This window comes from Enterobacter sp. RHBSTW-00975 (assembly GCF_013615235.1).
GTDB classification, from domain to species: domain Bacteria; phylum Pseudomonadota; class Gammaproteobacteria; order Enterobacterales; family Enterobacteriaceae; genus Enterobacter; species Enterobacter ludwigii.
On the sequence record NZ_CP055883.1, the window covers coordinates 3,085,728 to 3,110,834 of the forward strand.

Below are 25,107 nucleotides of genomic sequence, written 5' to 3' on the forward strand. Positions count from 1 at the left end.
TATGTTTCAGGACAACCAATCGAATGACGAAAAAACCCTCCGCCGTTAGGATTTTTCTCATAATCATTCATGACGAGATCGCTTAAATAAAAACATAAAACCATTTAAATAACATTTTTAAAATAAAAATCTATAATTATCGCAATTTTAGGTAATTTAAACTGTTTTAGCTTTTTGATACAAATCAAAAGAGGTGCATTGAAAGGAATAACAAAAACATATTTCAAATCAAATAAATACGTCACATTGCAAAAAATCATTAGTTTGTTAATGATTTGATAACAAGATGAAAAATATTGGTATAACAGAGAATATTCCGATCCTTACATGATGAATAATGAAATTTTCCTAAAGACAAATTAAATAATAAAACCAATTGTTATCTTTCTCCGTTTCTCACCCGGCAGATAAATAATAAGAATATTTCAGGTGGCAGGGAATATTCCTGGTAAATTACGCACTGGCAATTGATCCGATTTGAAGGCCGTCTCACGCCGCGCCCCTCCCCCTGCCAATCAGACAAATCCAGACAGTCTTCCATATTTCCTCCATTTTTCTGCCGTGTTGCCTGACTAAACTAGTATCATTCCCCGAAGTATTCAGGATGAGAACGTATAACGATGAAAGGCAGTAACAAATCCCGCTGGGCAATCGCCGCTGGCATCATTGTGGTGGCTCTTGCCGCCGCCTGGTTCTGGCACAATCACTCTTCTGACACTTCTGCAGGTGCCAGCAGCCCATCTCAGCGTCCCGCGAGTGGCGGACGTCACGGCATGCGCGGCGGTGCGCTGGCTCCCGTTCAGGCGGCTACTGCGGTAAATAAAGCGGTGCCCCGTTATCTCTCCGGGCTGGGAACCATTACCGCCGCCAACACCGTTACGGTTCGCAGCCGTGTGGACGGGCAGCTGATGGCGCTTCACTTCCAGGAAGGCCAGCAGGTTAAAGCCGGAGACTTACTGGCGGAAATTGACCCAAGCCAGTTTAAAGTCACCCTCGCGCAGGCGCAGGGCCAGCTCGCGAAAGACAAGGCCACGCTCGCGAACGCCCGACGCGATTTGGCACGCTACCAGCAACTGGTGAAAACCAACCTGGTATCGCGTCAGGAACTGGATACGCAGCAGTCTCTGGTCAGCGAAGCGCTGGGCACCCTTAAAGCTGACGAAGCCGCCGTGGCCAGCGCACAGTTACAGCTCGACTGGAGCCGCATCACCGCCCCGATTGACGGCCGCGTCGGTCTGAAGCAGGTTGATATTGGCAACCAGATTTCCAGCGGCGATACCACCGGTATCGTGGTCATCACCCAGACGCATCCTGTCGATTTAGTCTTTACCCTGCCGGAGAGCGACATCGCAACCGTGGTTCAGGCGCAAAAAGCCGGCAAAGGGCTGGTTGTGGAAGCCTGGGATCGCACCAACAAGCAAAAATTGAGCGAAGGCACCCTGCTCAGTCTGGATAACCAGATTGACACCACCACCGGCACCATCAAGTTAAAAGCCCGCTTTAACAATCAGGATGATGCGCTTTTCCCAAATCAGTTCGTGAATGCGCGGATGCTGGTCGCGACACAGGAAAATGCGGTCGTTATCCCGACGGCGGCGCTGCAGATGGGCAACGAAGGGAACTTTGTCTGGGTGCTTAACAGTGAGAATAACGTCAGCAAGCATCTGGTGAAAACCGGCATTCAGGACAGCCAGACGGTGGTGATCAGCGCCGGCCTTTCCGCAGGTGACCGCGTGGTTACCGACGGCATTGATCGTCTCACCGAGGGGGCGAAAGTCGAAGTGGTTGAAGGCCAGCAACAGCCTGCTAAGCAGGGAGCGACGTCCTGATGCAGGTTATGCCCCCGAGCTCTACAGGTGGGCCTTCACGCCTGTTTATTCTGCGCCCTGTTGCCACCACGCTGTTAATGGTGGCGATCCTGCTGGCCGGGATTATTGGCTATCGCTTCCTGCCCGTCTCGGCGCTGCCGGAAGTGGATTATCCCACCATCCAGGTGGTCACCCTTTATCCGGGTGCGAGCCCGGATGTGGTGACGTCTGCCATCACCGCGCCGCTGGAGCGCCAGTTTGGTCAGATGTCTGGCCTGAAGCAAATGTCCTCGCAAAGCTCCGGCGGAGCATCCGTGGTGACGCTGCAGTTCCAGCTTACGCTCTCACTCGACGTTGCCGAACAGGAAGTACAGGCCGCGATTAACGCAGCCACCAACCTGCTGCCATCGGACCTGCCCAACCCACCGGTCTACAGCAAAGTAAACCCGGCGGATCCGCCGATCATGACGCTCGCCGTCACCTCCTCCGCCATGCCGATGACCCAGGTCGAAGACATGGTCGAAACGCGTGTGGCGCAGAAAATTTCACAGGTCTCTGGCGTGGGGCTGGTTACGCTTGCCGGCGGTCAACGTCCGGCGGTGCGCGTGAAGCTCAATGCCCAGGCCATTGCCGCGCTGGGCCTTACCAGCGAAACTATCCGCAGCGCCATCAGTAATGCCAACGTCAACTCGGCGAAAGGCTCGCTTGATGGCCCAACCCGGGCCGTGACCCTCTCGGCGAACGATCAAATGCAGTCCGCGGATGAATATCGACAGCTGATCGTCGCGTACCAGAACGGTGCGCCGGTGCGCCTGGGCGATGTGGCAACCGTTGAGCAAGGTGCGGAAAACAGCTGGCTCGGCGCCTGGGCCAACAAACAGCAGGCAATCGTGATGAACGTCCAGCGCCAGCCGGGTGCCAATATCATTGAAACCGCAGACAGCATTCGCACTATGCTGCCGCAACTGATTGAAAGCCTGCCCAGGTCAGTTAGCGTGAAAGTGCTGTCTGACCGGACCACCAATATTCGCGCGTCCGTGACTGACACCCAGTTTGAACTGATGCTGGCGATTGCGCTGGTGGTGATGATCATCTACCTGTTCCTGCGTAACGTCCCGGCGACCCTCATTCCTGCCGTCGCCGTGCCGCTCTCACTGGTGGGAACATTTGCCGTCATGGTGTTCCTCGATTTTTCGATAAATAACCTGACGCTGATGGCCCTTACCATTGCCACCGGCTTTGTGGTCGATGACGCTATCGTTGTTATCGAGAACATCTCGCGCTATATCGAAAAAGGTGAAAAACCGTTAGCCGCGGCGCTGAAAGGGGCGGGCGAGATCGGCTTTACCATTATCTCCCTCACCTTCTCACTGATTGCGGTACTGATCCCGCTGCTGTTTATGGGCGATATCGTCGGGCGTTTGTTCCGCGAATTTGCCGTGACGCTGGCCGTTGCCATTCTGATTTCCGCCGTGGTGTCACTGACCCTCACGCCAATGATGTGCGCCCGTATGCTGAGCCACGCCTCCCTGCGCAAGCAAAACCGCTTCTCGCGCGCCTCTGAGCGGATGTTCGAACGCATTATTGCCGCTTACGGACGGGTGCTGGCGAAAGTGCTTAACCATCCATGGGCTACCCTTGGCGTGGCGCTTGGTACGCTGGCGCTCAGCGTTATGCTGTGGATTTTCATCCCGAAAGGCTTCTTCCCGATTCAGGACAACGGCATTATCCAGGGCACGCTTCAGGCACCGCAGACGGTCTCCTTCGCTAACATGGCGCAGCGTCAGCAGCAGGTGTCAGAGATCATCATGAAAGATCCGGCAGTAGAGAGCCTGACCTCGTATGTCGGTGTCGATGGCACCAACCCGTCGCTAAACAGTGCCCGCCTGCAGATCAACCTTAAACCGCTTGACGATCGCGACGACCGCGTGCAGACGGTAATCGACCGCCTGCAAACTGCCGTGGCGCGCGTCCCGGGTATTGAGCTGTACCTCCAGCCGATTCAGGATTTAACCATCGATACTCAGGTGAGCCGTACCCAGTACCAGTTCACGCTGCAGGCCACCACCCTTGATGCGCTCAGCACCTGGGTACCGCAACTGGTGGATAAACTCAACGCCCTGCCGCAGCTCTCTGACGTCAGCAGCGACTGGCAGGACAAAGGGCTGGCGGCATATGTGAACGTTAACCGCGATACCGCCAGCCGGCTTGGGATCACCATGGCCGACGTGGATAACGCGCTGTATAACGCATTCGGTCAGCGTCTGATCTCCACCATCTATACCCAGGCGAATCAGTATCGCGTGGTGCTGGAACACAACACGGAAAACACGCCCGGCCTGGCCGCGCTCGATTCGGTGCGTCTGACCAGCAAAGACGGGGGCATCGTGCCCCTCAGCGCCATCGCGACGGTGGAAGAGCGCTACACACCGCTGTCGATTAACCATCTGGATCAGTTCCCGTCCACCACCATCTCGTTTAACGTACCCGACGGTTATTCGCTGGGCGAAGCGGTGGAGTCCATTCTGGCCGCAGAGAAGACGCTGAACTTCCCGTCCGATATTCAGACCCAGTTCCAGGGCAGCACGCTGGCGTTCCAGGCCGCGCTGGGCAACACCATCTGGCTGATTGTCGCGGCCGTGGTGGCGATGTATATCGTGCTCGGTGTGCTGTATGAAAGCTTTATTCACCCTATTACCATCCTCTCCACCCTGCCAACGGCGGGCGTGGGGGCGCTGCTGGCATTGATGCTGGCGGGGAGCGAGCTGGACGTGATTGCCATCATTGGGATCATCCTGCTTATCGGGATCGTGAAGAAAAACGCCATCATGATGATCGACTTTGCCCTTGCCGCCGAGCGCGAGCAGGGGATGTCGCCGCGCGAGGCAATTTTCCAGGCCTGCCTGCTGCGTTTTCGCCCGATCCTGATGACCACGCTCGCCGCCCTGTTAGGTGCCCTGCCGCTGATGCTCAGTACCGGCGTCGGGGCCGAGCTGCGTCGTCCGCTGGGGATTGGTATGGTCGGTGGCCTGCTGGTTAGCCAGGTCCTGACCCTGTTCACCACGCCGGTCATTTATCTGCTGTTTGACCGTCTGGCGCTGTGGACGAAAAGCCGCTTCCCGAAACGTGAAGAGGAGGCGTAAATGAAGTTTTTCGCCCTCTTCATTTATCGCCCGGTGGCGACGATTTTACTCTCACTCGCCATCACCCTGTGCGGCGTCCTGGGCTTCCGGCTGCTGCCGGTGGCCCCGCTGCCGCAGGTGGATTTCCCGGTGATCATGGTCAGCGCCTCGCTGCCCGGTGCATCACCGGAAACCATGGCCTCGTCGGTTGCCACACCGCTGGAACGTTCACTCGGGCGAATTGCCGGGGTCAACGAGATGACCTCCAGCAGCTCGCTTGGCAGCACGCGCATCATTCTGGAATTCAGCTTCGACCGGGATATTAACGGCGCCGCGCGCGATGTGCAGGCGGCGATCAACGCCGCGCAGAACCTGCTACCGAGCGGGATGCCGGGCCGTCCGACATACCGTAAAGCGAACCCGTCCGATGCGCCGATCATGATCCTGACGCTTACTTCGGACACCTATTCGCAGGGGCAGCTGTACGATTTCGCCTCCACCCAACTGGCGCAGACCCTCGCCCAGATTAACGGCGTGGGTGATGTCAGCGTTGGCGGAAGCTCTCTGCCCGCCGTGCGCGTGGGCTTAAACCCGCAGGCGCTGTTTAACCAGGGTGTTTCCCTGGACGATGTGCGCTCTGCCATCAGCAATGCAAATGTGCGCAAACCGCAGGGGGCCATCGAGAACAGTAGCCACCGCTGGCAGATCCAGACTAACGATGAGCTGAAAACCGCTGCGGAATACCAGCCGCTGATCATTCACTACAACAACGGTGCGGCGGTGCGCCTGAGCGATGTCGCGAGCGTCACCGACTCGGTGCAGGACGTGCGTAACGCCGGGATGACCAACGCCAAACCGGCCATTTTGCTGATGATCCGCAAGCTGCCGGAAGCCAACATTATTGAGACGGTGAACGGTATCCGCGCGAGATTGCCGGAACTCCAGCAGACCATCCCGGCGGCAATCGATCTGCAGATTGCCCAGGATCGTTCCCCCACCATTCGCGCCTCGCTTGAAGAGGTGGAGCAGACGCTTGTGATCTCCGTTGCGCTGGTGATTCTGGTGGTCTTCCTGTTTCTGCGTTCAGGCCGGGCCACGCTGATCCCCGCGGTGGCAGTGCCTGTCTCGCTGATAGGGACCTTCGCGGCGATGTACCTGTGCGGATTTAGCCTTAACAACCTGTCGCTGATGGCGCTGACGATTGCCACCGGCTTCGTGGTGGATGACGCCATTGTGGTGCTGGAGAACATCTCGCGCCATCTGGAGGCGGGGATGAAACCGTTGCAGGCCGCGCTGCAGGGAACGCGTGAAGTGGGCTTTACGGTACTGTCGATGAGCCTGTCGCTGGTGGCGGTGTTCCTGCCGTTACTGCTGATGGGCGGCCTGCCTGGCCGGCTGTTACGGGAATTTGCCGTCACGCTCTCGGTCGCCATCGGTATTTCATTGATTGTGTCCCTCACGCTCACGCCGATGATGTGCGGCTGGATGTTAAAACGCAGCAAGCCCCACTCTCAGCCGCGCCGTAAGGGGTTTGGTCGCTTCCTGCTGGCGATGCAGGAGAGCTATGGCAAGTCCCTGAAGTGGGTGCTGAGGCATACGCGCATTGTCGGCCTGGTGCTGATTGGCACCATCGTGCTCAACGTCTGGATGTACATTACTATCCCGAAAACCTTCTTCCCGGAGCAGGACACCGGGGTGCTGATGGGCGGGATCCAGGCAGACCAGAGTATTTCGTTTCAGGCCATGCGCGGCAAGCTGCAGGACTTTATGAAGATCATCCGCGAAGATAAAGCGGTAGATAACGTAACCGGCTTTACCGGCGGTTCGCGGGTGAACAGTGGGATGATGTTTATCACCCTGAAGCCGCGTGACCAGCGCAATGAAACCGCCCAGCAGGTTATCGATCGCCTGCGCGTGAAGCTCGCCAAAGAGCCGGGCGCTAATCTGTTTTTGATGGCCGTTCAGGATATCCGCGTCGGCGGGCGTCAGGCAAACGCCAGCTATCAGTACACGTTACTCTCTGATGATTTAGCCGCCCTGCGCGAGTGGGAGCCTAAGATCCGCAAGGCGCTGGCCGCCCTGCCACAGCTGGCGGACGTTAACTCCGATCAGCAGGACAACGGCGCAGAAATGGCGCTGACCTACAATCGCGAAACCATGTCACGTCTGGGGATTAACGTCGATGCCGCCAACAGCCTGCTGAACAATGCCTTCGGCCAGCGTGAGATTTCCACCATCTACCAGCCCATGAACCAATACAAGGTGGTGATGGAGGTGGACCCGCGTTACACCCAGGACATCAGCGCGCTGGACAACATGTTTGTGATTAATAACGACGGTAAGGCGATCCCGCTCTCTTACTTTGCCAGCTGGCAGCCGGCGAACGCGCCGCTGTCGGTGAACCACCAGGGCCTTTCGGCGGCGTCGACCATCTCCTTTAACCTGCCAGCCGGTTCGTCCCTCTCTGAGGCCAGCGATGCGATCAACCGTGCGATGACCCAGCTTGGCGTGCCGTCCACGGTACGCGGCAGTTTTGCCGGTACCGCGCAGGTGTTCCAGGAGACGATGAATTCGCAGGTGATTTTGATTCTGGCGGCCATTGCGACAGTCTATATCGTGCTGGGCGTGCTTTATGAAAGCTACGTCCATCCGCTGACCATTCTCTCCACGCTGCCGTCGGCGGGCGTCGGGGCGCTGCTGGCGCTGGAGCTGTTCGGCGCGCCCTTCAGCCTGATTGCGCTGATTGGTATCATGCTGTTAATTGGCATCGTGAAGAAAAACGCCATCATGATGGTGGACTTCGCGCTGGACGCCCAGCGAAATGGCAACCTGACGCCAGAAGAGGCCATATTCCAGGCCTGTCTGCTGCGTTTTCGCCCGATCATGATGACCACGCTGGCGGCGCTGTTTGGCGCGCTGCCGCTGGTGATTTCCGGCGGTGACGGTTCAGAATTGCGCCAGCCGCTGGGGATCACTATTGTCGGGGGGCTGGTGATGAGCCAGCTGCTGACGCTCTACACCACGCCGGTGGTCTATCTGTTCTTTGACCGTCTGCGGGTGCGTTTTTCGCGTAAAAACAGAACGACGGTAACCGAATAAATGACCGACCTCCCACGTCACGTGCGCTGGCAGCTGTGGATTGTCGCCTTCGGCTTCTTTATGCAGTCGCTGGATACAACCATCGTCAATACCGCCCTCCCCTCGATGGCAAAAAGCCTGGGGGAGAGTCCGCTGCATATGCATATGGTGATTGTCTCCTATGTATTAACGGTGGCCGTTATGCTTCCGGCCAGCGGCTGGCTGGCGGACAAAGTGGGCGTGCGGAATATCTTTTTCACCGCCATCGTGCTGTTTACCACAGGCTCGCTGTTTTGCGCCCAGGCGAATACGCTGGATCAACTGGTGATGGCCCGCGCGTTACAGGGCATTGGCGGGGCGATGATGGTGCCTGTCGGGCGGCTGACGGTGATGAAGATTGTGCCCCGCGAGCAGTACATGGCCGCAATGACCTTCGTCACCCTGCCCGGCCAGGTCGGCCCGCTGCTTGGCCCGGCGCTGGGCGGAGTGCTGGTGGAGTATGCCTCCTGGCACTGGATCTTCTTAATCAACCTGCCGGTGGGCATCATCGGCGCGATTGCCACCCTGATGCTGATGCCTAACTACACCATGCAGACCCGGCGCTTTGATTTCCTGGGTTTTATCCTGCTGGCGGCGGGGATGGCGATGCTCACCCTCGCGCTTGATGGCCAAAAAGGCCTCGGGATTTCCGCCCTGACGCTTGGCCTTCTGGTGGCGCTCGGCATTACCGCTATCCTGTGGTACCTCTGGCATGCCAGAGGTAACGAGAGCGCGTTGTTCACGCTCGATCTGTTTAAAAACCCCACCTATCGTCTGGGCCTGTTCGGGAGCTTTGCCGGGCGCGTCGGCAGCGGCATGTTGCCCTTTATGACGCCGGTCTTTTTGCAGATTGGAATGGGATTTTCACCGTTTCACGCCGGGTTGATGATGATCCCGATGGTACTTGGCAGCATGGGAATGAAACGCATCGTGGTGCAGGTGGTTAACCGTTTTGGTTATCGCCACGTCCTGGTTGCCGCGACGCTTGGGTTAGCCCTGGTGAGCCTGCTGTTTATGGCCGTGGCGCTGCTGGGCTGGTACTACGCGTTGCCGCTGGTGCTGTTCTGCCAGGGCATAATTAACTCTGTGCGCTTTTCGTCAATGAATACCCTGACGTTAAAAGCACTCCCGGATGACCTGGCGAGCAGCGGAAACAGCCTGCTGTCGATGATCATGCAGCTCTCCATGAGCGTAGGGGTGACCCTTGCCGGTTTACTGCTCGGCATGTACGGACAGCATCATCTCAGCGTCGACACGCCGGTCGCCCATCAGGTCTTTTTGTATACCTATCTCAGCATGGCGGTGATTATCGCCCTGCCCGCGTTCATCTTCGCCAGAGTGCCGGATGATACCCGTAAGAACGTCGTTATCCGACACGGCAAAAGGAGTGCACCATGAAATTCTGGCGTCCGGGCATTACCGGTAAACTCTTTGTGGCGATATTTGCCACCTGTATCGTGCTGCTGGTCACCATGCACTGGGCCGTGCGGGTCAGTTTCGAACGGGGTTTTATTGATTACATCAAGCATGGAAATGAACAGCGTTTACAGGGGCTGAGCGATGCGCTGAGCGATCAGTATGCCCTGCACGGTAACTGGCGTTTTCTGCGCAATAACGACCGCTTCGTATTCCAGATCCTGCGCTCGCTTGAGCATGATACCGGTGACGATCGCCCGGGCCCCGGGATGCCGCCGCACGGCTGGCGCACCCAGTTCTGGGTGATAGACCAGGATATGCGCGTACTGGTTGGCCCGCGCGCGCCCATTCCGCCAGATGGCACAAAGCGGGCGATCACAGTGAATAACGCCACCGTCGGCTGGGTGATCGCCTCGCCGGTTGAACGCCTGACGCGTAACACCGATATCAACTTTGATCGCCAGCAGCGCCGCACCAGCTGGTTGATTGTCGCGCTCTCCACCCTGCTGGCCGCGCTCGCGACCTTCCCGCTGGCCCGTGGCCTGCTCGCGCCGGTTAAACGGCTGGTGGAAGGGACGCATAAGCTGGCCGCCGGGGATTTCTCCACCCGCGTCGATACCCGTAGCCAGGACGAACTCGGCAAGCTGGCGCAGGACTTTAACCAGCTCGCCAGCACCCTGGAAAAAAACCAGCAGATGCGACGCGATTTTATGGCCGATATTTCCCATGAACTCCGCACGCCGCTGGCGGTGCTGCGCGGCGAACTGGAAGCTATCCAGGACGGCGTGCGTCAGTTCACTCCCGAATCGGTGGCCTCGCTGCAGGCGGAAGTGGGCACGCTGACCAAACTGGTCGATGATCTCCACCAGCTCTCCATGTCAGACGAAGGCGCGCTGGCCTATCAGAAAGCGCCCGTCGATGTGATAAACGTGCTGGAGGTGGTAAGCGGTGCCTTCCGCGAGCGTTTCGCCAGCCGCAACCTGAAAATCGATCTCTCACTGCCTGACAGCGCCGTGGTGTTTGGCGACAAAGACCGCCTGATGCAGCTGTTCAACAATCTGCTGGAAAATAGCCTGCGCTACACCGACAGCGGCGGTGGCCTGCATATTTCCGGCAAACAAGAAAACGGACATTTTGCCCTGACCTTTGCGGATTCCGCTCCCGGCGTGCAGGATGCACAGCTGGAAAAACTGTTTGAGCGATTTTATCGCACCGAAGGCTCCCGCAATCGCGCCAGCGGCGGGTCCGGTCTGGGACTGGCGATTTGCGTAAACATCGTCGAGGCCCATAATGGCACGATCCGCGCCGCCCATTCGCCTTTTGGCGGGGTAAGCATTACAGTAGAGTTACCTCTGGAACGGGATTTATCGAGAGAAGCATGACCGAGTTACCGATTGACGAAAACACGCCACGCATTTTGATTGTCGAAGACGAGCCGAAGCTCGGGCAGTTACTGATCGACTATTTACGCGCGGCAAGCTATGCCCCCACGCTTATCAGCCATGGCGATCAGGTGCTGCCTTATGTGCGCCAGACGCCGCCGGACCTGATCCTGCTGGATCTGATGCTCCCCGGAACCGATGGCCTGACCCTGTGCCGGGAAATTCGTCGCTTCTCAGACGTGCCGGTGGTGATGGTGACGGCGAAAATCGAAGAGATCGACCGCCTGCTGGGCCTCGAAATTGGCGCGGATGATTACATCTGCAAGCCATACAGCCCACGTGAAGTGGTCGCGCGCGTAAAAACCATTCTGCGCCGCTGTAAGCCCCATCGTGAACTGCAGGTACTGGACGCGGAAAGCCCACTTATCGTCGATGAAAGCCGCTTCCAGGCGAGCTGGCGCGGCAAGCTGCTGGATCTCACCCCCGCCGAATTCCGCCTGTTGAAAACCCTCTCCCACGAGCCGGGGAAGGTCTTCTCCCGCGAGCAACTGCTGAACCGTCTGTATGATGATTACCGCGTCGTGACTGACCGTACCATCGACAGCCATATTAAGAACCTGCGCCGCAAGCTGGAAGCGCTCGATGCGGAGCAGTCATTTATCCGCGCGGTGTATGGCGTGGGATACCGATGGGAAGCCGATGCCTGCAGGATAGCCTGAGCATTTAGCTTACCGAACCCGCCTGCTGGCGGGTTTTTCAATTCTGGAAAGCAACGAAGAATCAACCATACTCACATTACCGGTTCGCTTATTGATAACTGGTGCAGATAATTCCACTTCGTTCAAGGAGTTCCTATGTCTGGTTGGTTCGAGTTAAACAAAAGCAGTGATGGGCAGTTCAGGTTTGTTCTCAAAGCAGGAAACGGAGAAACGATCCTGACCAGTGAGCTTTACACCACCAAAAATTCCGCCGAAAACGGTATCGCCTCCGTTCGCACCAATAGCCCTTCTGATGAACGTTATGAGAAGAAAGTGGCCACCAACGGTAAATTCCACTTCAATCTGAAGGCTGGGAATCATCAGGTTATTGGCAGCAGCCAGATGTATGCCTCGGAACAGTCGCGAGATAAAGGCATCGCGTCGGTCAAAACTAACGGTTCAAGCCAGACGGTAAAAGACAATACCTGACGACACGCATCCGGCCGGGTTAGCGATGGTACGACCCGGCGCTTTACCTCCCTGTCCCTCAGCGCTACAATGCCCGCCCTTAAAGTGGGGGATCTCCCCTTACCGCTGCACCTGGTGCATGCGGATCTGACCTGTCATCAGAACGAGAACAAACATGTTTAAACCGGAACTCCTTTCCCCGGCGGGAACGCTGCAAAATATGCGTTACGCTTTCGCCTATGGCGCTGACGCCGTCTATGCTGGCCAGCCGCGCTACTCGCTGCGCGTGCGTAACAATGAATTCAACCACGAGAACCTGCAGCTCGGCATTAACGAAGCACATGCCCTGGGCAAAAAATTCTACGTGGTGGTCAACATTGCGCCGCATAACGCCAAGTTGAAAACGTTCATCCGCGATCTGAAGCCGGTGGTTGATATGGGACCGGACGCGCTGATCATGTCGGACCCGGGTTTAATCATGCTGGTTCGGGAGAACTTCCCGGAGATGGATATTCACCTCTCCGTTCAGGCCAACGCCGTTAACTGGGCAACGGTGAAATTCTGGAAACAGATGGGGTTGACCCGCGTCATTCTGTCTCGTGAACTTTCGCTGGAAGAGATTGAAGAAATCCGCACGCAGGTGCCGGATATGGAAATCGAAATCTTCGTTCACGGCGCGCTGTGCATGGCCTACTCCGGTCGTTGCCTGCTCTCGGGATACATCAACAAGCGTGACCCGAACCAGGGTACCTGCACCAACGCCTGCCGCTGGGAATATAACGTTCAGGAAGGCAAAGAAGACGACATCGGCAATATCGTCCACAAACATGAGCCGATCCCGGTGACCAACGTGGAGCCAACCTTAGGCATCGGCGCGCCAACTGACAGCGTGTTCATGATTGAAGAGGCCAAACGTCCGGGTGAGTACATGACCGCCTTTGAAGACGAGCATGGCACTTACATCATGAACTCCAAAGACCTGCGTGCGATTGCGCACGTTGAGCGTCTGACGCAGATGGGCGTGCATTCCCTGAAAATTGAAGGCCGTACCAAGTCCTACTACTACTGCGCGCGTACTGCTCAGGTGTACCGTAAAGCCATCGACGATGCCGCTGCCGGCAAGCCGTTCGATACCAGCCTGCTGGAAACCCTGGAAGGCCTGGCGCATCGCGGTTATACCGAAGGCTTCCTGCGTCGTCACACCCATGACGATTACCAGAACTACGAACATGGCTATTCCGTTTCCGAGCGCCAGCAGTTTGTCGGTGATTTTACCGGTGAGCGCAAAGGTGCGCTGGCCGCCGTGGCGGTGAAGAACAAATTCACCAAAGGCGACAGCCTGGAGTTGATGACCCCGCAGGGCAACATGAACTTCACCCTGGAACATCTGGAAAACGGTAAAGGCGAAGCAATTGACGTGGCGCCAGGCAACGGCCATACCGTCTGGCTGCCGGTACCCGAAGAAGTGGAGCTGGAGTTTGCGCTGCTGATGCGTAATTTCAACGGTGAAAGTACCCGTAACCCGCACAGTAAATAGTCAAGCAGGGAAATTTTTTCGCGCTGGGATAATTCTTAGAATCGGATCACATACCGCTTCGTTCAATACGGGTATTATCCCCCCGCTGAAAAACATAACCCATAAATGCTAGCTGTACCAGGAACCACCTCCTTAGCCTGCGTAATCTCCCTTACGCGGGCTTATTTTTTCCCTTTCATCCTGTTCTTACCCGCTTTCTTCCTCCCTGCTATACACTCTTACTAACGCTAAAAAAGGGAGCAGCGCGGATGGCAATCTATCCAGACAGTTTATTGATTCTCAATGGCAAAAGTGCGGGCAACGATTTGTTGCGCCAGGCAGTGATGGATTTGCGTGAAGACGGTGCGCGTATACACGTACGAGTGACGTGGGAAAAAGGTGATGCGGCACGCTATATCGACGAAGGCCTGAAGCTCGGGGTCGAAACCATTATTTCTGGCGGGGGCGATGGCACCATTAATGAAATTGCTGGCGCTCTGATAGATCTTCCTGCAACCGACCGCCCGGTGATGGGCATTTTGCCGCTCGGTACGGCCAACGATTTCGCCACCAGCGCCGGCATCCCCGAAGAACTGGGAAAAGCCCTGCAGCTGGCTATCCTCGGCAAAGCCACCGCCGTGGATATTGCTCAGGTGAATGAAAAAACCTGTTTTATTAATATGGCGACCGGTGGATTCGGGACGCGCATTACCAGCGAAACCCCTGAAAAGCTGAAGGCAGCGCTGGGCGGCGTCTCGTATCTGATCCATGGCCTGATGCGTATGGATACCCTGAAGCCGGACCGCTGTGAGATTCACGGCGAGAACTTTCAGTGGCAGGGTGATGCGCTGGTGATTGGTATCGGCAATGGCCGTCAGGCCGGTGGCGGACAGCAGTTATGCCCGGAGGCGCTGATCAATGATGGTCAGTTACAGCTGCGTATTTTCACGGGTGATGGCCTGCTGCCTGCGCTGTTTACCACCCTGACCCAGCCAGAGGAGAGCCCGAATATTATTGCCGGTAAATCCGCGTGGTTTGAAGTGAATGCCCCACACGGCATGACGTTTAATCTTGACGGAGAGCCGCTGAGCGGGAAGCAGTTCCGCATTGAGGTGTTACCGGGCGCGCTACAGTGCCGGCTGCCACCGGACTGCCAGCTTCTGCGTTGACAGTGTGGCCGGGCGGCGGTAACGCCTGACCCGGCCAGCGTTTTACAAAAAGTCTTAAGCGATAGTCACTTTGCTGTCCAGGTACACATCCTGCACGGCATTGATCAGCTTCACGCCGTCAGCCATCGATTTTTTAAACGCCTTACGGCCCAGGATCAGCCCCATACCGCCCGCGCGCTTATTGATAACCGCCGTGCGCACCGCATCGGAGAGATCGGTGTCGCCACCCGCCGCACCACCGGAGTTAATTAACCCGGCACGTCCCATATAGCAGTTCGCCAGCTGATAACGCACCAGGTCGATAGGGTTTTCGCTGGTCAGTTTGCTGTAGACCCGGTCATCGGTGTAACCGAAGTTTACCGCTTTATAACCGCCGTTATTTTCCGCCATCTTCTGCTTCACAATATCCGCGCCAATGGTCGCCGCCAGATGGTTCGCCTGGCCGGTCAGGTCGGCAGAAACGTGGTAGTCCACTCCGTCTTTCTTAAATGCGGAGTTACGCAGATACGCCCACAGAACGGTGACCATACCCAGCTCATGCGCGCGTTCGAAGGCAGCAGAAATTTCTTCAATCTGGCGACGTGACTGCTCAGAACCAAAGTAGATCGTCGCCCCGACCGCGACCGCACCCATATTGAACGCCTGCTCTACGCTGGCGTAAAGCGTCTGATCGTATTCGGTCGGGTAACTCAGGGTTTCGTTGTGATTCAGTTTGACGAGGAATGGAATGCGGTGGGCATAGCGACGCGATACGGAGGCCAGTACGCCATAGGTGGACGCCACGCAGTTACAGCCTGCTTCTATCGCCAGTTCGACGATGTTCTTCGGATCGAAATACAACGGGTTCGCCGCAAAGGAGGCGCCCGCGGAGTGCTCAACGCCCTGGTCAACCGGCAGAATAGAAAGATACCCGGTTCCCCCCAGTCGGCCGGTATTATAGAGGGTCTGCATATTTCGCAGTACCGCAGGCGGACGGTTGTTATCAACCATCACGCGGTCGACGTAATCGTGGCCAGGCAGATAAAGCTGGTCGGCTGGAATGGTCATACAACGATGCTGTAAAAGGCTGTCGGCGTCTTTGCCAAGCAACTGCGCAATATCAGTCATGTGATGCTCCCGTAAGCCCGACGTGATGTCGGTGAGTGTTTATCCAGACCCATAGCGTTATGGGCAGACTAAGCCTGGTACCGACTTAACAGATTTTCCACCATTTGCATTTTTTTTCAGCACAATCTGCTGGCTCGATTCGTGTACAACAAAACTGTTACATTGATCAAACAATCACCGCAAAGGTATTTAAAAGGTATTATTAAGTGGTATGTTAAAGGCGTACCCTCTCTGACATGCAGGATTAAACAATGAAAACGAAAGTCCAACTGTCATTCATGATGTTTGTTGAATGGTTTATCTGGGGCGCGTGGTTTGTACCGCTGTGGTTGTGGCTGAGCAAAAGCGGTTTTACCGCCGGGGAAATTGGCTGGTCTTATGCCTGTACCGCGATTGCCGCGATCCTCTCCCCCATTCTGGTGGGTTCACTGACCGACCGCTTTTTCGCTGCGCAGAAAGTACTGGCCGTACTGATGTTCGCCGGTGCCATCGTGATGTACTTCGCCGCACAGCAAACCCAGTTCAGTACCTTTTTCCCGCTGCTGCTGATTTACTCCCTGACCTATATGCCGACCATTGCGCTGACCAACAGTATTGCCTTCGCCAATGTGGATGATGTGGAGGCTGATTTCCCGCGTATCCGCGTGATGGGCACCCTTGGCTGGATCGCCTCGGGACTGGCGTGCGGTTTTCTGCCGCAGATGATGGGCTATAACGACATTTCCGATACCAATATTCCGCTGCTGATGACGGCGGGCAGCTCCGCCCTGCTCGGTGTCTTTGCGCTGTTCCTGCCGAACACCCCGCCGAAGAGTACCGGCAAGATGGATTTCAAAGTCATGCTGGGGCTGGATGCGCTGATCCTGCTGCGCGATAAAAACTTCCTGGTGTTCTTCTTCTGCTCATTCCTGTTCGCGATGCCGCTGGCCTTCTATTACATCTTTGCTAACGGCTATCTCACCGAAGTGGGGATGAAAAACGCCACCGGCTGGATGACGCTCGGCCAGTTCTCCGAAATCTTCTTTATGCTGGCGCTGCCGTTCTTCACCAAACGCTTTGGTATTAAGAAGGTCTTGCTGCTGGGCCTGCTCACCGCCGCCATCCGCTATGGCTTCTTTGTTTACGGTGGTGCCGACCAGTACTTCACCTATGCCCTGCTGTTCCTCGGCATTTTGCTGCATGGCGTGAGTTACGACTTCTACTATGTGACCGCGTATATCTACGTGGATAAAAAAGCGCCGGTGCATATGCGCACCGCCGCACAAGGCCTGATTACGCTGTGCTGTCAGGGGTTTGGTAGCCTGTTAGGTTACCGCCTGGGCGGCGTGATGATGGAAAAAATGTTCGCATACAAAGAGCCGGTGAATGGGTTGACCTTCAACTGGGCCGGAATGTGGGCATTCGGAGGGATCATGATTGCCGTGATCGCCGTGCTGTTTATGCTGTTTTTCCGCGAATCGGACAAAGAGATCACCGCAATTGAGGTGGTTGAAGGCGATACCGCGCTGACACGAGGGGAAGTAAAATGAAACAAGAACGTGTTCTCGGTGCCCTTTACGGGCAAGCGTTAGGGGATGCGATGGGCATGCCGTCGGAGCTTTGGCCGAGAAAGCGCGTCAAAGCGCACTTCGGCTGGATCGACCGTTTTTTACCCGGACCGGCTGAAAATAACGCCGCCTGCTATTTTAAGCAGGCAGAATTCACCGACGATACGTCAATGGCGTTATGCCTGGCGGATGCGATTATCGAATGCGACGGGCAGATCAACGCGGATGTTATCGGCAAACATATTCTGCACTGGGCGGAGTCGTTCGATGCGTTTAACAAGAATGTGTTAGGTCCGACATCGAAGATTGCGCTTAACGCCATTCGTGACGGCAAGCCGGTCAGTGAACTGGAAAACAACGGCGTCACCAACGGTGCGGCGATGCGCGCCTCTCCGCTGGGCTGCCTGCTGCCGGCCACGCGTCTGGAGCACTTTGTCGCAGAGGTGGCGCTGGCCTCCAGCCCGACCCATAAATCCGACCTCGCGATTGCCGGCGCGGTGGTGATAGCCTGGGCAGTGTCGCGTGCCATTGACGGTGAACGCTGGCAGAACATCGCCGATGCCCTACCAGGCATTGCCCGCTACGCACAAGAAGCGAAAACAACCACCTTCAGCGCATCGCTGGCGGCACGGATTGAGCTCGCCCTTAAGACCGTGCGTGAAGCCAACGGCATCGATTCCGCCAGCGAGCAGGTTTACCAGCTTATTGGCGCGGGCACCAGCACGCTTGAGTCGGTTCCAGCGGCGATTGCGATGGTCGAACTGGCAGGCACCGACCCGAACCGCTGCGCCATTTTGTGCGCCAACCTCGGCGGTGATACGGACACCATCGGCGCGATGGCGACGGCAATCTGCGGTGCGCTTCACGGCGTACAGGCGATTGACCCGGCGTACAAGGAGGAACTCGACGCCGTAAACCGCCTCGACTTTAACCACTACTGTGAAAAACTGCTGCACTTCCGGGAGCAAAGGGAGGGCGTATGAGTGCTTTTGCTGCACGCCTTGAAACACTGCACGCCACTCGCCCGGTCACGGTGTTGGGTGCCGCGGTCATCGACGTGATCGCCGACGCCTATGCCCTGCCCTGGCGCGGGTGTGATATCGAACTTAAACAACAGGGTGTCAATATCGGCGGCTGTGCGCTGAATATTGCTATTGCGCTGAAACGGCTCGGGATCGCCGCGCAAAACGCGCTCCCTGTCGGTCACGGAGTGTGGGCAGACATCATCCGTAACGCCATGGCCAAACAGGATCTGCACAGCGTCATCGAAGTAGAAACGGGCGACAACGGCTGGTGTCTGGCGCTGGTCGAACCGGACGGTGAGCGGACCTTTATGTCGTTTAGCGGCGTGGAGAACCAGTGGCAACAGCGCTGGCTGGATGCGCTGCACGTGCCGTCTGAAAGCCTGGTCTACCTCTCAGGCTATCAGCTGGCGTCACCGTGCGGAGAGCGTCTGACGGCCTGGCTGGAAGGCCTGGAAAACATTACCGCGTTTATCGACTTTGGGCCGCGCATTGCCGATATTCCTGATGCGCTGATGGCGCGGATCATGGCCTGTAAGCCGATGGTATCGCTTAATCGCCAGGAAGCCGAGATGGCAGCGGGACGATTTGGCATGGAAGCTGAAACACTCGGCCCGCAGTGGCTACAGCGTTTTGGTTCTGCGCTGATTATTCGCCACGATAAAGACGGTGCCGCCTGGTATGAGGGTGATAAATCGGGCTACGTTCCGGCGTTTCCCGCAACCGTCGTCGACACGATCGGTGCGGGCGACAGCCACGCCGGTGGCACGCTTGCCGGGCTGGCGGCAGGATGGTCGCTGGCTGATGCCGTTACGCTTGGCAATGCAGTGGCAGCCTGGGTCGTTAGCCACCGCGGCGGCGACTGCGCGCCAGGGCGCGAGGCGTTACTCCTCGCACACAAAGACGTATAAATCGCTACGGCAGTAGCTGATGCTGAACTCAATGGGCCGGTTCTGCTGATCAAGTGCAACCTGCTTGATCACCAGCACCGGGATTTTGTCATCCATGCGGATATGCGTCTGAAACTCGCTGTCCGGCATGCGGGCACTGACGCGTGAACGGGTACGCTGCGGGAAGATATTCTGGCTACGGAAGTAGTCATACAGGGAAATCCCAATTGCATCCGGATCGTGAATCAACCCTACCGGCACCCAGGACTCCTCAATCGATACGGCGTCATCATCCACATAGCGGATGCGCTTAAGCAAAAAGACCTCGCTCTCTGGCGGTACTGACAGCTGGCTGGCCACCTCTTCCGGGCATTTCACCACCCGTTTATTCACCCACAGCGTGTTGGGCTTTTTGCCGCGCAGCACCACCTGCTGAGAAAAACCGCGCGCTTCCTTGAGCGAGTATTCAAAGATGTTATTGATTTGCGTCCCATAGCCGCGGGCACGCGTCACTACGCCCTCGGCTTCCAGAGCCTGCATCGCTTTGCGCACGGTAATGCGCGACACGCCGGTTAACTGACTGAGATCGCGCTCGCCGGGCAGTATATTCCCATGCTCCAGCACCCCGTTGCGTACCGCGTTTTTTACCGTTTCGGCAAATTTCAGATACAGCGGCGTGTTGTCCGGGGCGGCAATGCGTTCATTCAGTTGGTCGATTAACCGGGTATGCGCTTGTTCCATCTCTGTTTTTCTCAGGCCTGGTGTGTGTTGCCAGTATACGGCTTACCACCAGGCATGAAAATGGTGTACCGGACCAATACCGTGACCAACCTCGAGAGTATCGGCTTTTGCCAGCGCTTCGGAGAGCCAGATTTTAGCGTCGCGGACCGTATCCCCCCAGTTGTCACGACGGGGGCGCAAAGCCGCCAGCGCGGCAGAGAGCGTGCAGCCGGTCCCGTGGGTGTTTTTGGTCTGTACCCGCGGCGCCGTGAAACGCAGCGCACCGTCGTGGGTAAACAACCAGTCAGGGCTTTCTTCATCATCAAGATGACCACCTTTCATCAGCACGGCGCCGCAGCCCATCGCCAGGAGCGCATTCCCCTGCTCTTTCATTTCGCGCTCATTCTGCGCGTGCGGCGCATCTAGCAGCGCAGCGGCTTCAGGCAGATTAGGCGTGATAAGCGCCACCTGCGGCAGCAGCTTATTTCGCAGCGTCTCTACGGCGGAGGCGGACAGCAGCGGGTCACCGCTTTTTGCCAGCATCACGGTATCCAGCACCACGTTTTGTACCTGGTAACGTTTAAGCCGTTCTGCCACCGCTTCAACAATGTCGGTCTCGGCCAGCATCCCAATCTTGGTGGTGTCGATTCGCACATCGCTGAAAACCGAATCCAGCTGTGCGGCGACAAAGTCCGGCTCAATGCGGTAAACCGACTGCACGCCACGCGTATTTTGCGCCACCAGCGCAGTAATCACCGAGCAGCCGTATGCGCCGAGTGCGGAGAATGTTTTCAAATCAGCCTGAATGCCCGCGCCGCCGCTTGGGTCGGTACCGGCAATGGTAAGGGCGTTAATCCGTTTCATGCCCGTTCCTCCAGAGTGTAGAGCGCGTCGAGGAACGCGCTGGCAAAACTGCCGGGACCACCGGACCGGGCGACGGCTGCCGATCCGGCACGTTTCATCCATCCGCAAGCGGCGGCGATGTTATCCAGCCGGTCACCGGGAAGCGAGCAGCTCGCCGCCACGACTGCCGAGAGCGCGCATCCCGTTCCCACCACGCGGGTCATTATCGGGTCACCGCCCACGACCGTGCGGGTGCGCTGCCCGTCGGTGACGTAATCCCGTTCACCGGTGACCACCACAATGGCATTCGTCTGGCGAGCCAGCGCCTGCGCGGCAGGCAGCGCAGTTGCCGCCGTGTCGGCGGTATCGACGCCGCGCCCGCCCGCACTCATCCCGGCAAGGGCGAGAATTTCCGAGGCATTGCCGCGAATGGCCGCCGGTTTCAGGGCGAGGATTTGGTGGCAAAAACGGGTGCGGAACGTCAGCGCCCCTACGGCAACCGGGTCAAGCGTCCAGGGTTTCCCTGCTGCCACTGCACTCTCAATCGCCCGGCGCATCGACTGGGCGCGCGGCGCCGTCAGCGTCCCGACGTTAATCAGCAGGGCATCTGCGAGCGCGGAAAACTGCTCAGCCTCTTCGGCTTCAATCACCATAGCCGGGGAAGCGCCAAGCGCCAGTAACACATTGGCCGTAAAGGTCTGTACCACATCGTTGGTCATACAGTGGGTAAGTGGGAAACGGGTTCGAAACTGATGTAAAACGTGTAAATCGAGCAGGCCAGGCTGCATGGTATCGCTCCTGCCGTGCGTGAAGAAGCGATGACCGGAAAGGCATCTGACTTCCCTACGCTGGCATTATCCAGATCAGGTAATACGGGTATTTCTCAGCCTTCATTTAAGAAGGGCACCCCGAGTCATTGGTAAGAATTCACTTACATTTGGCAGATTAGGGGAAGAGTACCAGTGATGCAAGGCCTGTTGATTTCTCGCTTTCATGATTTTGTTATACCAATCAGATGTAATGAGAAGCCTGTAACCGCTATGTCCGGGAATAAAAACAACCTGTCGTGACCCCGGTATTTTGCAGGTAATGTCGAGATAATGCGCTTAAAGGGGCTATCTGCCCCCCTTAACGTCCCTCAATGGCACGATTTGTCACACACTTTCCTCTCTTTTTACAGTCCTGACAAAATACGCGTAACTGGCTGTTTTTGTTTGGCATAAAGCGCAATTTTTATTCTTAAAATGAGGATATTCCCTCCCCCGTACCGCATGTCATAAAACAGTAAACAAATTAACCATTGAGCCTCGTGACAAAAGGCTCTATATTGGCGGCGTTTTTTTCAGGCCCCCATCTGTTTTTTAACTTTTTATTCAATCGTTGCTCATAACGAAGCGGCGGTTGTAGGAGTGATATGATGACGGATAAAGTCCGTATTGACACCGTAGATGCCCACAAAAGCAACGAAACCTATCTGGCCCGTCAGGCCGAGTTTGAATCTAACGTCAGGAGTTATCCGCGCAAACTGCCTTTAGCAATCACTAAAGCAGAAGGCGTGTGGATCACCGATGCAGACAATAAAGAATACCTTGACTGTTTAGCAGGCGCAGGCACCCTTGCGCTTGGACATAACCATCCTGATGTGCTGAAAAGCATCCAAAATGTCATTACCAGCGGCTTGCCGTTACATACTCTGGATCTGACTACGCCTCTGAAAGACGCGTTCTCAGAATATCTGCTCTCTCTGCTGCCTGGTCAGGGCAAAGAGTACTGCCTGCAGTTCACCGGTCCATCCGGTGCTGATGCCGTTGAAGCGGCGCTGAAACTGGCGAAAAAAGTGACCGGTCGTAGCGGTATCATCAGCTTCTCTGGTGGTTACCACGGTATGACTCACGGCGCACTGGCCGTTACCGGCAACCTGTCTCCGAAAGAAGCGGTTAACGGTATGATGCCAGAAGTGCAGTTTATGCCTTACCCACACCAGTACCGTTGCCCACTGGGTATCGGCGGTGAGGCGGGTGTGAAAGCGCTGACCTACTATTTCGAAAACCTGATCAACGACGTTGAAAGCGGCGTGCGTAAACCTGCGGCAGTGATCCTTGAAGCCGTTCAGGGTGAAGGCGGCGTGAACCCGGCTCCGGTTGAGTGGCTGCAGCGCATCCGTAAAGTGACTCAGGAACACGGCATTCTGCTGATCCTCGACGAAGTTCAGGCTGGCTTTGCCCGTACCGGTAAATTCTTCGCCTTCGAACATGCGGGCATTGAGCCAGACATCATCGTGATGTCTAAAGCGGTTGGCGGCGGTCTGCCACTGGCGGTACTCGGCATCAAAAAACAGTTCGATGCGTGGGCACCGGGCCACCACACCGGTACCTTCCGCGGCAACCAGCTGGCAATGGCAACCGGTCTGACAACGCTGAAAATCCTGAAAGACCAGAACATCGCGGGCAAAGTGGCCGCACAGGGCGAATGGCTGAAAGGCCAGCTGAACGAGATGGCGAAACGCTATCCGGTTATCGGTCACGTTCGCGGCCTGGGCATGATGATCGGGATTGAGATCGTTAAGCCACACGAAGCGGCAGACCACATGGGTTGCTACCCGGGTGATGGCGAGCTGTCTGCACTGATTCAGAAGAAGTGCTTCGAAGCCGGCCTGATTCTGGAGCGCGGTGGTCGCAACGGTATTGTTCTGCGTCTGCTGCCTTCCCTGCTGATCAGCGATGATGAGCTGAAAGTCTTCCTGGATAAATTCGAGCAGGCGCTGCTTGCTGCGGGCGTTCGCCCGGCGTAACCGGAGTTGTTGAACACGATGTCAGATTCAAACCCAATTTTGTTCTCCTCTGCGCAGAGCATTGAAGCTTACCAGCAGGCGATTGAACAAAGCACTCAGGCTGTGATGCAGTGGCTGAAACAGCCTGAGATGTATCAGGGCAAAACGGTCGCGGAACTGCGCGACCGTATTAAGCTGGATTTCAACCCGAAAGGGCTGGGCAACGAAGCGGCGATTGAACGCGCCGTGGAGTTCTTCCTGAAAGACAGCCTGTCCGTTCATCACCCGCAGTGTGTGGCGCACCTGCACTGCCCAAGCCTGGTGGTTAGCCAGGCGGCGGAAGTACTGATTAACGCCACTAACCAGAGCATGGACTCCTGGGATCAAAGCCCGTCCGCAACCATCATTGAGATCAAGCTGATCGAATGGCTGCGTACCCGCGTGGGTTATCAGGCTGGCGACGCCGGTGTGTTCACCAGCGGCGGCACGCAGAGCAACCTGATGGGTCTGATGCTGGCCCGTGATGCGTTCTTCGCGCGTCAGGGTCATTCCGTTCAGCAGGACGGCCTGGTTGGCGATCTGCGTAAAATCCGCGTGCTGTGCTCTGAAAACGCACACTTCTCCGTGCAGAAGAACATGGCGCTGATGGGTCTGGGCTACCAGTCCGTCGTGCAGGTGAAAACGGATGAATTCTCGCGCATGGATCTCAACGATCTGGCAGCGAAAATTGAGCAGTGCAATGCTAATGGCGAGCAGATCCTGGCGATTGTTGCTACTGCCGGTACTACCGATGCAGGTGCAATCGATCCGCTGCGTGCCATTGCTGAACTGGCGGCGAAACAGAATATCTGGGTACACGTTGATGCGGCCTGGGGCGGCGCGCTGCTGATGTCCGAGCAGTATCGTCACTATCTGGACGGTATCGAGCTGGTGGATTCCGTTACTCTGGACTTCCACAAGCAGTTCTTCCAGACCATCAGCTGCGGTGCGTTCCTGCTCAAAGAAGCGCGCCACTATGAGCTGATGCGCTATCAGGCGGCCTATCTGAACTCTGAGTTCGATGAAGAAGCTGGCGTGCCTAACCTGGTGTCCAAATCTCTGCAGACGACCCGTCGTTTCGACGCGCTGAAGCTGTGGATGAGCCTGGAAGCGCTGGGTCAGGAACAATACGCGGCGATCATCGATCACGGTGTTACGCTGGCACAGCAGGTTGCGGCTTACGTGAAAGAGCAGCCTGCTCTGGAACTGGTTATGCAGCCGCAGCTGGCAAGCGTACTGTTCCGCTTCCGTGGACAGGTACAGATGGACAACGCGGGTATCGCCCTGCTGAACCAGAAAATTGGTGATGCGCTGCTGGAATCCGGCCGTGCTAACGTCGGCGTGACCGAGCATAACGGCGTCACCTGCCTGAAGCTGACTCTGCTGAACCCAACCGTGACCCTGGAGGACATTAAAGTCCTGCTGTCGCTGGTTGAGCGTACCGCACAGGAAGTTCTGGCGAAGTAATATCCA

The 25,107-nt window shown here is 56.7% G+C and carries 18 protein-coding genes and 1 riboswitch; of the genes, 14 read left to right on the forward strand and 4 right to left on the reverse strand.

The genetic code is table 11. The annotated features are described in order from the left end of the window. Positions 1 to 620: 620 nt before the first annotated feature. The 9 genes from HV340_RS14890 to yegS all read left to right on the forward strand — a co-directional run bounded on the left by HV340_RS14890 (position 621) and on the right by yegS (position 14,696). The gene (locus HV340_RS14890; protein WP_020883246.1) at positions 621 to 1,829 is read left to right on the forward strand and encodes an MdtA/MuxA family multidrug efflux RND transporter periplasmic adaptor subunit; all 1,209 of its coding nucleotides are present in this window, start codon (positions 621 to 623) and stop codon (positions 1,827 to 1,829) included. Continuing rightward, on the forward strand, positions 1,829 to 4,951 hold the full coding sequence (locus HV340_RS14895; RefSeq protein ID WP_014170848.1) for an MdtB/MuxB family multidrug efflux RND transporter permease subunit: 3,123 nt from the start codon (positions 1,829 to 1,831) through the stop codon (positions 4,949 to 4,951). The genes HV340_RS14890 and HV340_RS14895 overlap by 1 nt, the downstream gene beginning before the upstream one ends. Next, complete coding sequence (gene mdtC / locus HV340_RS14900) at positions 4,952 to 8,029, forward strand: multidrug efflux RND transporter permease subunit MdtC (protein WP_181216083.1); 3,078 nt, start codon at positions 4,952 to 4,954, stop codon at positions 8,027 to 8,029. Continuing rightward, positions 8,030 to 9,445, forward strand: coding sequence for an MFS transporter (locus HV340_RS14905; protein ID WP_014170850.1), 1,416 nt, complete (start codon positions 8,030 to 8,032; stop codon positions 9,443 to 9,445). Beyond that, positions 9,442 to 10,845 (forward strand): two-component system sensor histidine kinase BaeS, encoded by a 1,404-nt coding sequence (gene baeS, locus HV340_RS14910; RefSeq protein ID WP_020883244.1) that lies wholly within the window; start codon positions 9,442 to 9,444, stop codon positions 10,843 to 10,845. The genes HV340_RS14905 and baeS overlap by 4 nt, the downstream gene beginning before the upstream one ends. Further along, complete coding sequence (gene baeR / locus HV340_RS14915; protein WP_014170852.1) at positions 10,842 to 11,564, forward strand: two-component system response regulator BaeR; 723 nt, start codon at positions 10,842 to 10,844, stop codon at positions 11,562 to 11,564. Before baeS ends, baeR begins: the two co-directional genes overlap by 4 nt. 135 nt (positions 11,565 to 11,699) lie before the next feature. Beyond that, complete coding sequence (locus HV340_RS14920; RefSeq protein ID WP_014170853.1) at positions 11,700 to 12,032, forward strand: YegP family protein; 333 nt, start codon at positions 11,700 to 11,702, stop codon at positions 12,030 to 12,032. Positions 12,033 to 12,186: 154 nt separating this feature from the next. After that, complete coding sequence (yegQ, locus tag HV340_RS14925) at positions 12,187 to 13,548, forward strand: tRNA 5-hydroxyuridine modification protein YegQ (protein ID WP_014170855.1); 1,362 nt, start codon at positions 12,187 to 12,189, stop codon at positions 13,546 to 13,548. Between the two features lie 248 nt (positions 13,549 to 13,796). Beyond that, positions 13,797 to 14,696, forward strand: a complete 900-nt coding sequence (yegS, locus tag HV340_RS14930) for a lipid kinase YegS (RefSeq protein ID WP_040017963.1) — start codon at positions 13,797 to 13,799, stop codon at positions 14,694 to 14,696. Positions 14,697 to 14,750: 54 nt separating this feature from the next. On the opposite strand, the gene fbaB is transcribed toward yegS, so the two are convergent. Next, a complete protein-coding gene (fbaB, locus tag HV340_RS14935; protein WP_014170857.1) occupies positions 14,751 to 15,803 on the reverse strand; it encodes a class I fructose-bisphosphate aldolase in 1,053 nt (350 codons plus the stop codon). A 251-nt stretch (positions 15,804 to 16,054) separates the two neighbouring features. Here fbaB and HV340_RS14940 point away from each other — a divergent pair, with 251 nt between their 5' ends. The 3 genes from HV340_RS14940 to HV340_RS14950 are packed head-to-tail and all read left to right on the forward strand — an operon-like array spanning position 16,055 to position 19,283. Beyond that, entirely contained in the window at positions 16,055 to 17,332 is a 1,278-nt protein-coding gene (locus HV340_RS14940) for a nucleoside permease (RefSeq protein WP_020883238.1), read from the forward strand. After that, the gene (locus tag HV340_RS14945; protein ID WP_059306873.1) at positions 17,329 to 18,333 is read left to right on the forward strand and encodes an ADP-ribosylglycohydrolase family protein; all 1,005 of its coding nucleotides are present in this window, start codon (positions 17,329 to 17,331) and stop codon (positions 18,331 to 18,333) included. The genes HV340_RS14940 and HV340_RS14945 overlap by 4 nt, the downstream gene beginning before the upstream one ends. Beyond that, positions 18,330 to 19,283, forward strand: coding sequence for a PfkB family carbohydrate kinase (locus HV340_RS14950; RefSeq protein WP_032680616.1), 954 nt, complete (start codon positions 18,330 to 18,332; stop codon positions 19,281 to 19,283). The genes HV340_RS14945 and HV340_RS14950 overlap by 4 nt, the downstream gene beginning before the upstream one ends. Here HV340_RS14950 and HV340_RS14955 read toward each other — a convergent pair. The 3 genes from HV340_RS14955 to thiM are packed head-to-tail and all read right to left on the reverse strand — an operon-like array spanning position 19,257 to position 21,613. Beyond that, positions 19,257 to 20,003: a GntR family transcriptional regulator gene (locus HV340_RS14955; RefSeq protein ID WP_014170861.1), complete on the reverse strand. Its 747-nt coding sequence runs from the start codon at positions 20,001 to 20,003 to the stop codon at positions 19,257 to 19,259. The two genes, HV340_RS14950 and HV340_RS14955, sit on opposite strands and share 27 nt — an antisense overlap. 42 nt (positions 20,004 to 20,045) lie before the next feature. Continuing rightward, positions 20,046 to 20,846 carry a bifunctional hydroxymethylpyrimidine kinase/phosphomethylpyrimidine kinase gene (gene thiD / locus HV340_RS14960; protein ID WP_025203664.1) on the reverse strand — a complete coding sequence of 267 codons (801 nt, stop codon included), beginning with the start codon at positions 20,844 to 20,846 and terminating at the stop codon, positions 20,046 to 20,048. Beyond that, entirely contained in the window at positions 20,843 to 21,613 is a 771-nt protein-coding gene (gene thiM / locus HV340_RS14965; protein ID WP_181216084.1) for a hydroxyethylthiazole kinase, read from the reverse strand. Before thiM ends, thiD begins: the two co-directional genes overlap by 4 nt. Before the next feature lie 35 nt (positions 21,614 to 21,648). Next, positions 21,649 to 21,746, reverse strand: a riboswitch (TPP riboswitch). Positions 21,747 to 22,239: 493 nt separating this feature from the next. On the opposite strand from thiM, the gene HV340_RS14970 reads away from it, so the two are divergent. Together HV340_RS14970 and HV340_RS14975 are read left to right on the forward strand one after the other, a co-directional pair. After that, entirely contained in the window at positions 22,240 to 23,616 is a 1,377-nt protein-coding gene (locus HV340_RS14970; protein ID WP_014170865.1) for a diaminobutyrate--2-oxoglutarate transaminase, read from the forward strand. Positions 23,617 to 23,634: 18 nt separating this feature from the next. After that, positions 23,635 to 25,101: an aspartate aminotransferase family protein gene (locus HV340_RS14975; RefSeq protein WP_040017970.1), complete on the forward strand. Its 1,467-nt coding sequence runs from the start codon at positions 23,635 to 23,637 to the stop codon at positions 25,099 to 25,101. The last annotated feature ends 6 nt before the right edge of the window (positions 25,102 to 25,107 follow it).

What these genes read in the sequence shown, in the direction of transcription:
- HV340_RS14890 (WP_020883246.1), top strand. Translation starts at nt 621, where the DNA reads ATGAAAGGCAGTAACAAATCCCGCTGGGCAATCGCCGCTGGCATCATT.
- HV340_RS14895 (WP_014170848.1), top strand. Translation starts at nt 1,829, where the DNA reads ATGCAGGTTATGCCCCCGAGCTCTACAGGTGGGCCTTCACGCCTGTTT.
- mdtC (WP_181216083.1), top strand. Translation starts at nt 4,952, where the DNA reads ATGAAGTTTTTCGCCCTCTTCATTTATCGCCCGGTGGCGACGATTTTA.
- HV340_RS14905 (WP_014170850.1), top strand. Translation starts at nt 8,030, where the DNA reads ATGACCGACCTCCCACGTCACGTGCGCTGGCAGCTGTGGATTGTCGCC.
- baeS (WP_020883244.1), top strand. Translation starts at nt 9,442, where the DNA reads ATGAAATTCTGGCGTCCGGGCATTACCGGTAAACTCTTTGTGGCGATA.
- baeR (WP_014170852.1), top strand. Translation starts at nt 10,842, where the DNA reads ATGACCGAGTTACCGATTGACGAAAACACGCCACGCATTTTGATTGTC.
- HV340_RS14920 (WP_014170853.1), top strand. Translation starts at nt 11,700, where the DNA reads ATGTCTGGTTGGTTCGAGTTAAACAAAAGCAGTGATGGGCAGTTCAGG.
- yegQ (WP_014170855.1), top strand. Translation starts at nt 12,187, where the DNA reads ATGTTTAAACCGGAACTCCTTTCCCCGGCGGGAACGCTGCAAAATATG.
- yegS (WP_040017963.1), top strand. Translation starts at nt 13,797, where the DNA reads ATGGCAATCTATCCAGACAGTTTATTGATTCTCAATGGCAAAAGTGCG.
- fbaB (WP_014170857.1), bottom strand. Translation starts at nt 15,803, where the DNA reads ATGACTGATATTGCGCAGTTGCTTGGCAAAGACGCCGACAGCCTTTTA.
- HV340_RS14940 (WP_020883238.1), top strand. Translation starts at nt 16,055, where the DNA reads ATGAAAACGAAAGTCCAACTGTCATTCATGATGTTTGTTGAATGGTTT.
- HV340_RS14945 (WP_059306873.1), top strand. Translation starts at nt 17,329, where the DNA reads ATGAAACAAGAACGTGTTCTCGGTGCCCTTTACGGGCAAGCGTTAGGG.
- HV340_RS14950 (WP_032680616.1), top strand. Translation starts at nt 18,330, where the DNA reads ATGAGTGCTTTTGCTGCACGCCTTGAAACACTGCACGCCACTCGCCCG.
- HV340_RS14955 (WP_014170861.1), bottom strand. Translation starts at nt 20,003, where the DNA reads ATGGAACAAGCGCATACCCGGTTAATCGACCAACTGAATGAACGCATT.
- thiD (WP_025203664.1), bottom strand. Translation starts at nt 20,846, where the DNA reads ATGAAACGGATTAACGCCCTTACCATTGCCGGTACCGACCCAAGCGGC.
- thiM (WP_181216084.1), bottom strand. Translation starts at nt 21,613, where the DNA reads ATGCAGCCTGGCCTGCTCGATTTACACGTTTTACATCAGTTTCGAACC.
- HV340_RS14970 (WP_014170865.1), top strand. Translation starts at nt 22,240, where the DNA reads ATGATGACGGATAAAGTCCGTATTGACACCGTAGATGCCCACAAAAGC.
- HV340_RS14975 (WP_040017970.1), top strand. Translation starts at nt 23,635, where the DNA reads ATGTCAGATTCAAACCCAATTTTGTTCTCCTCTGCGCAGAGCATTGAA.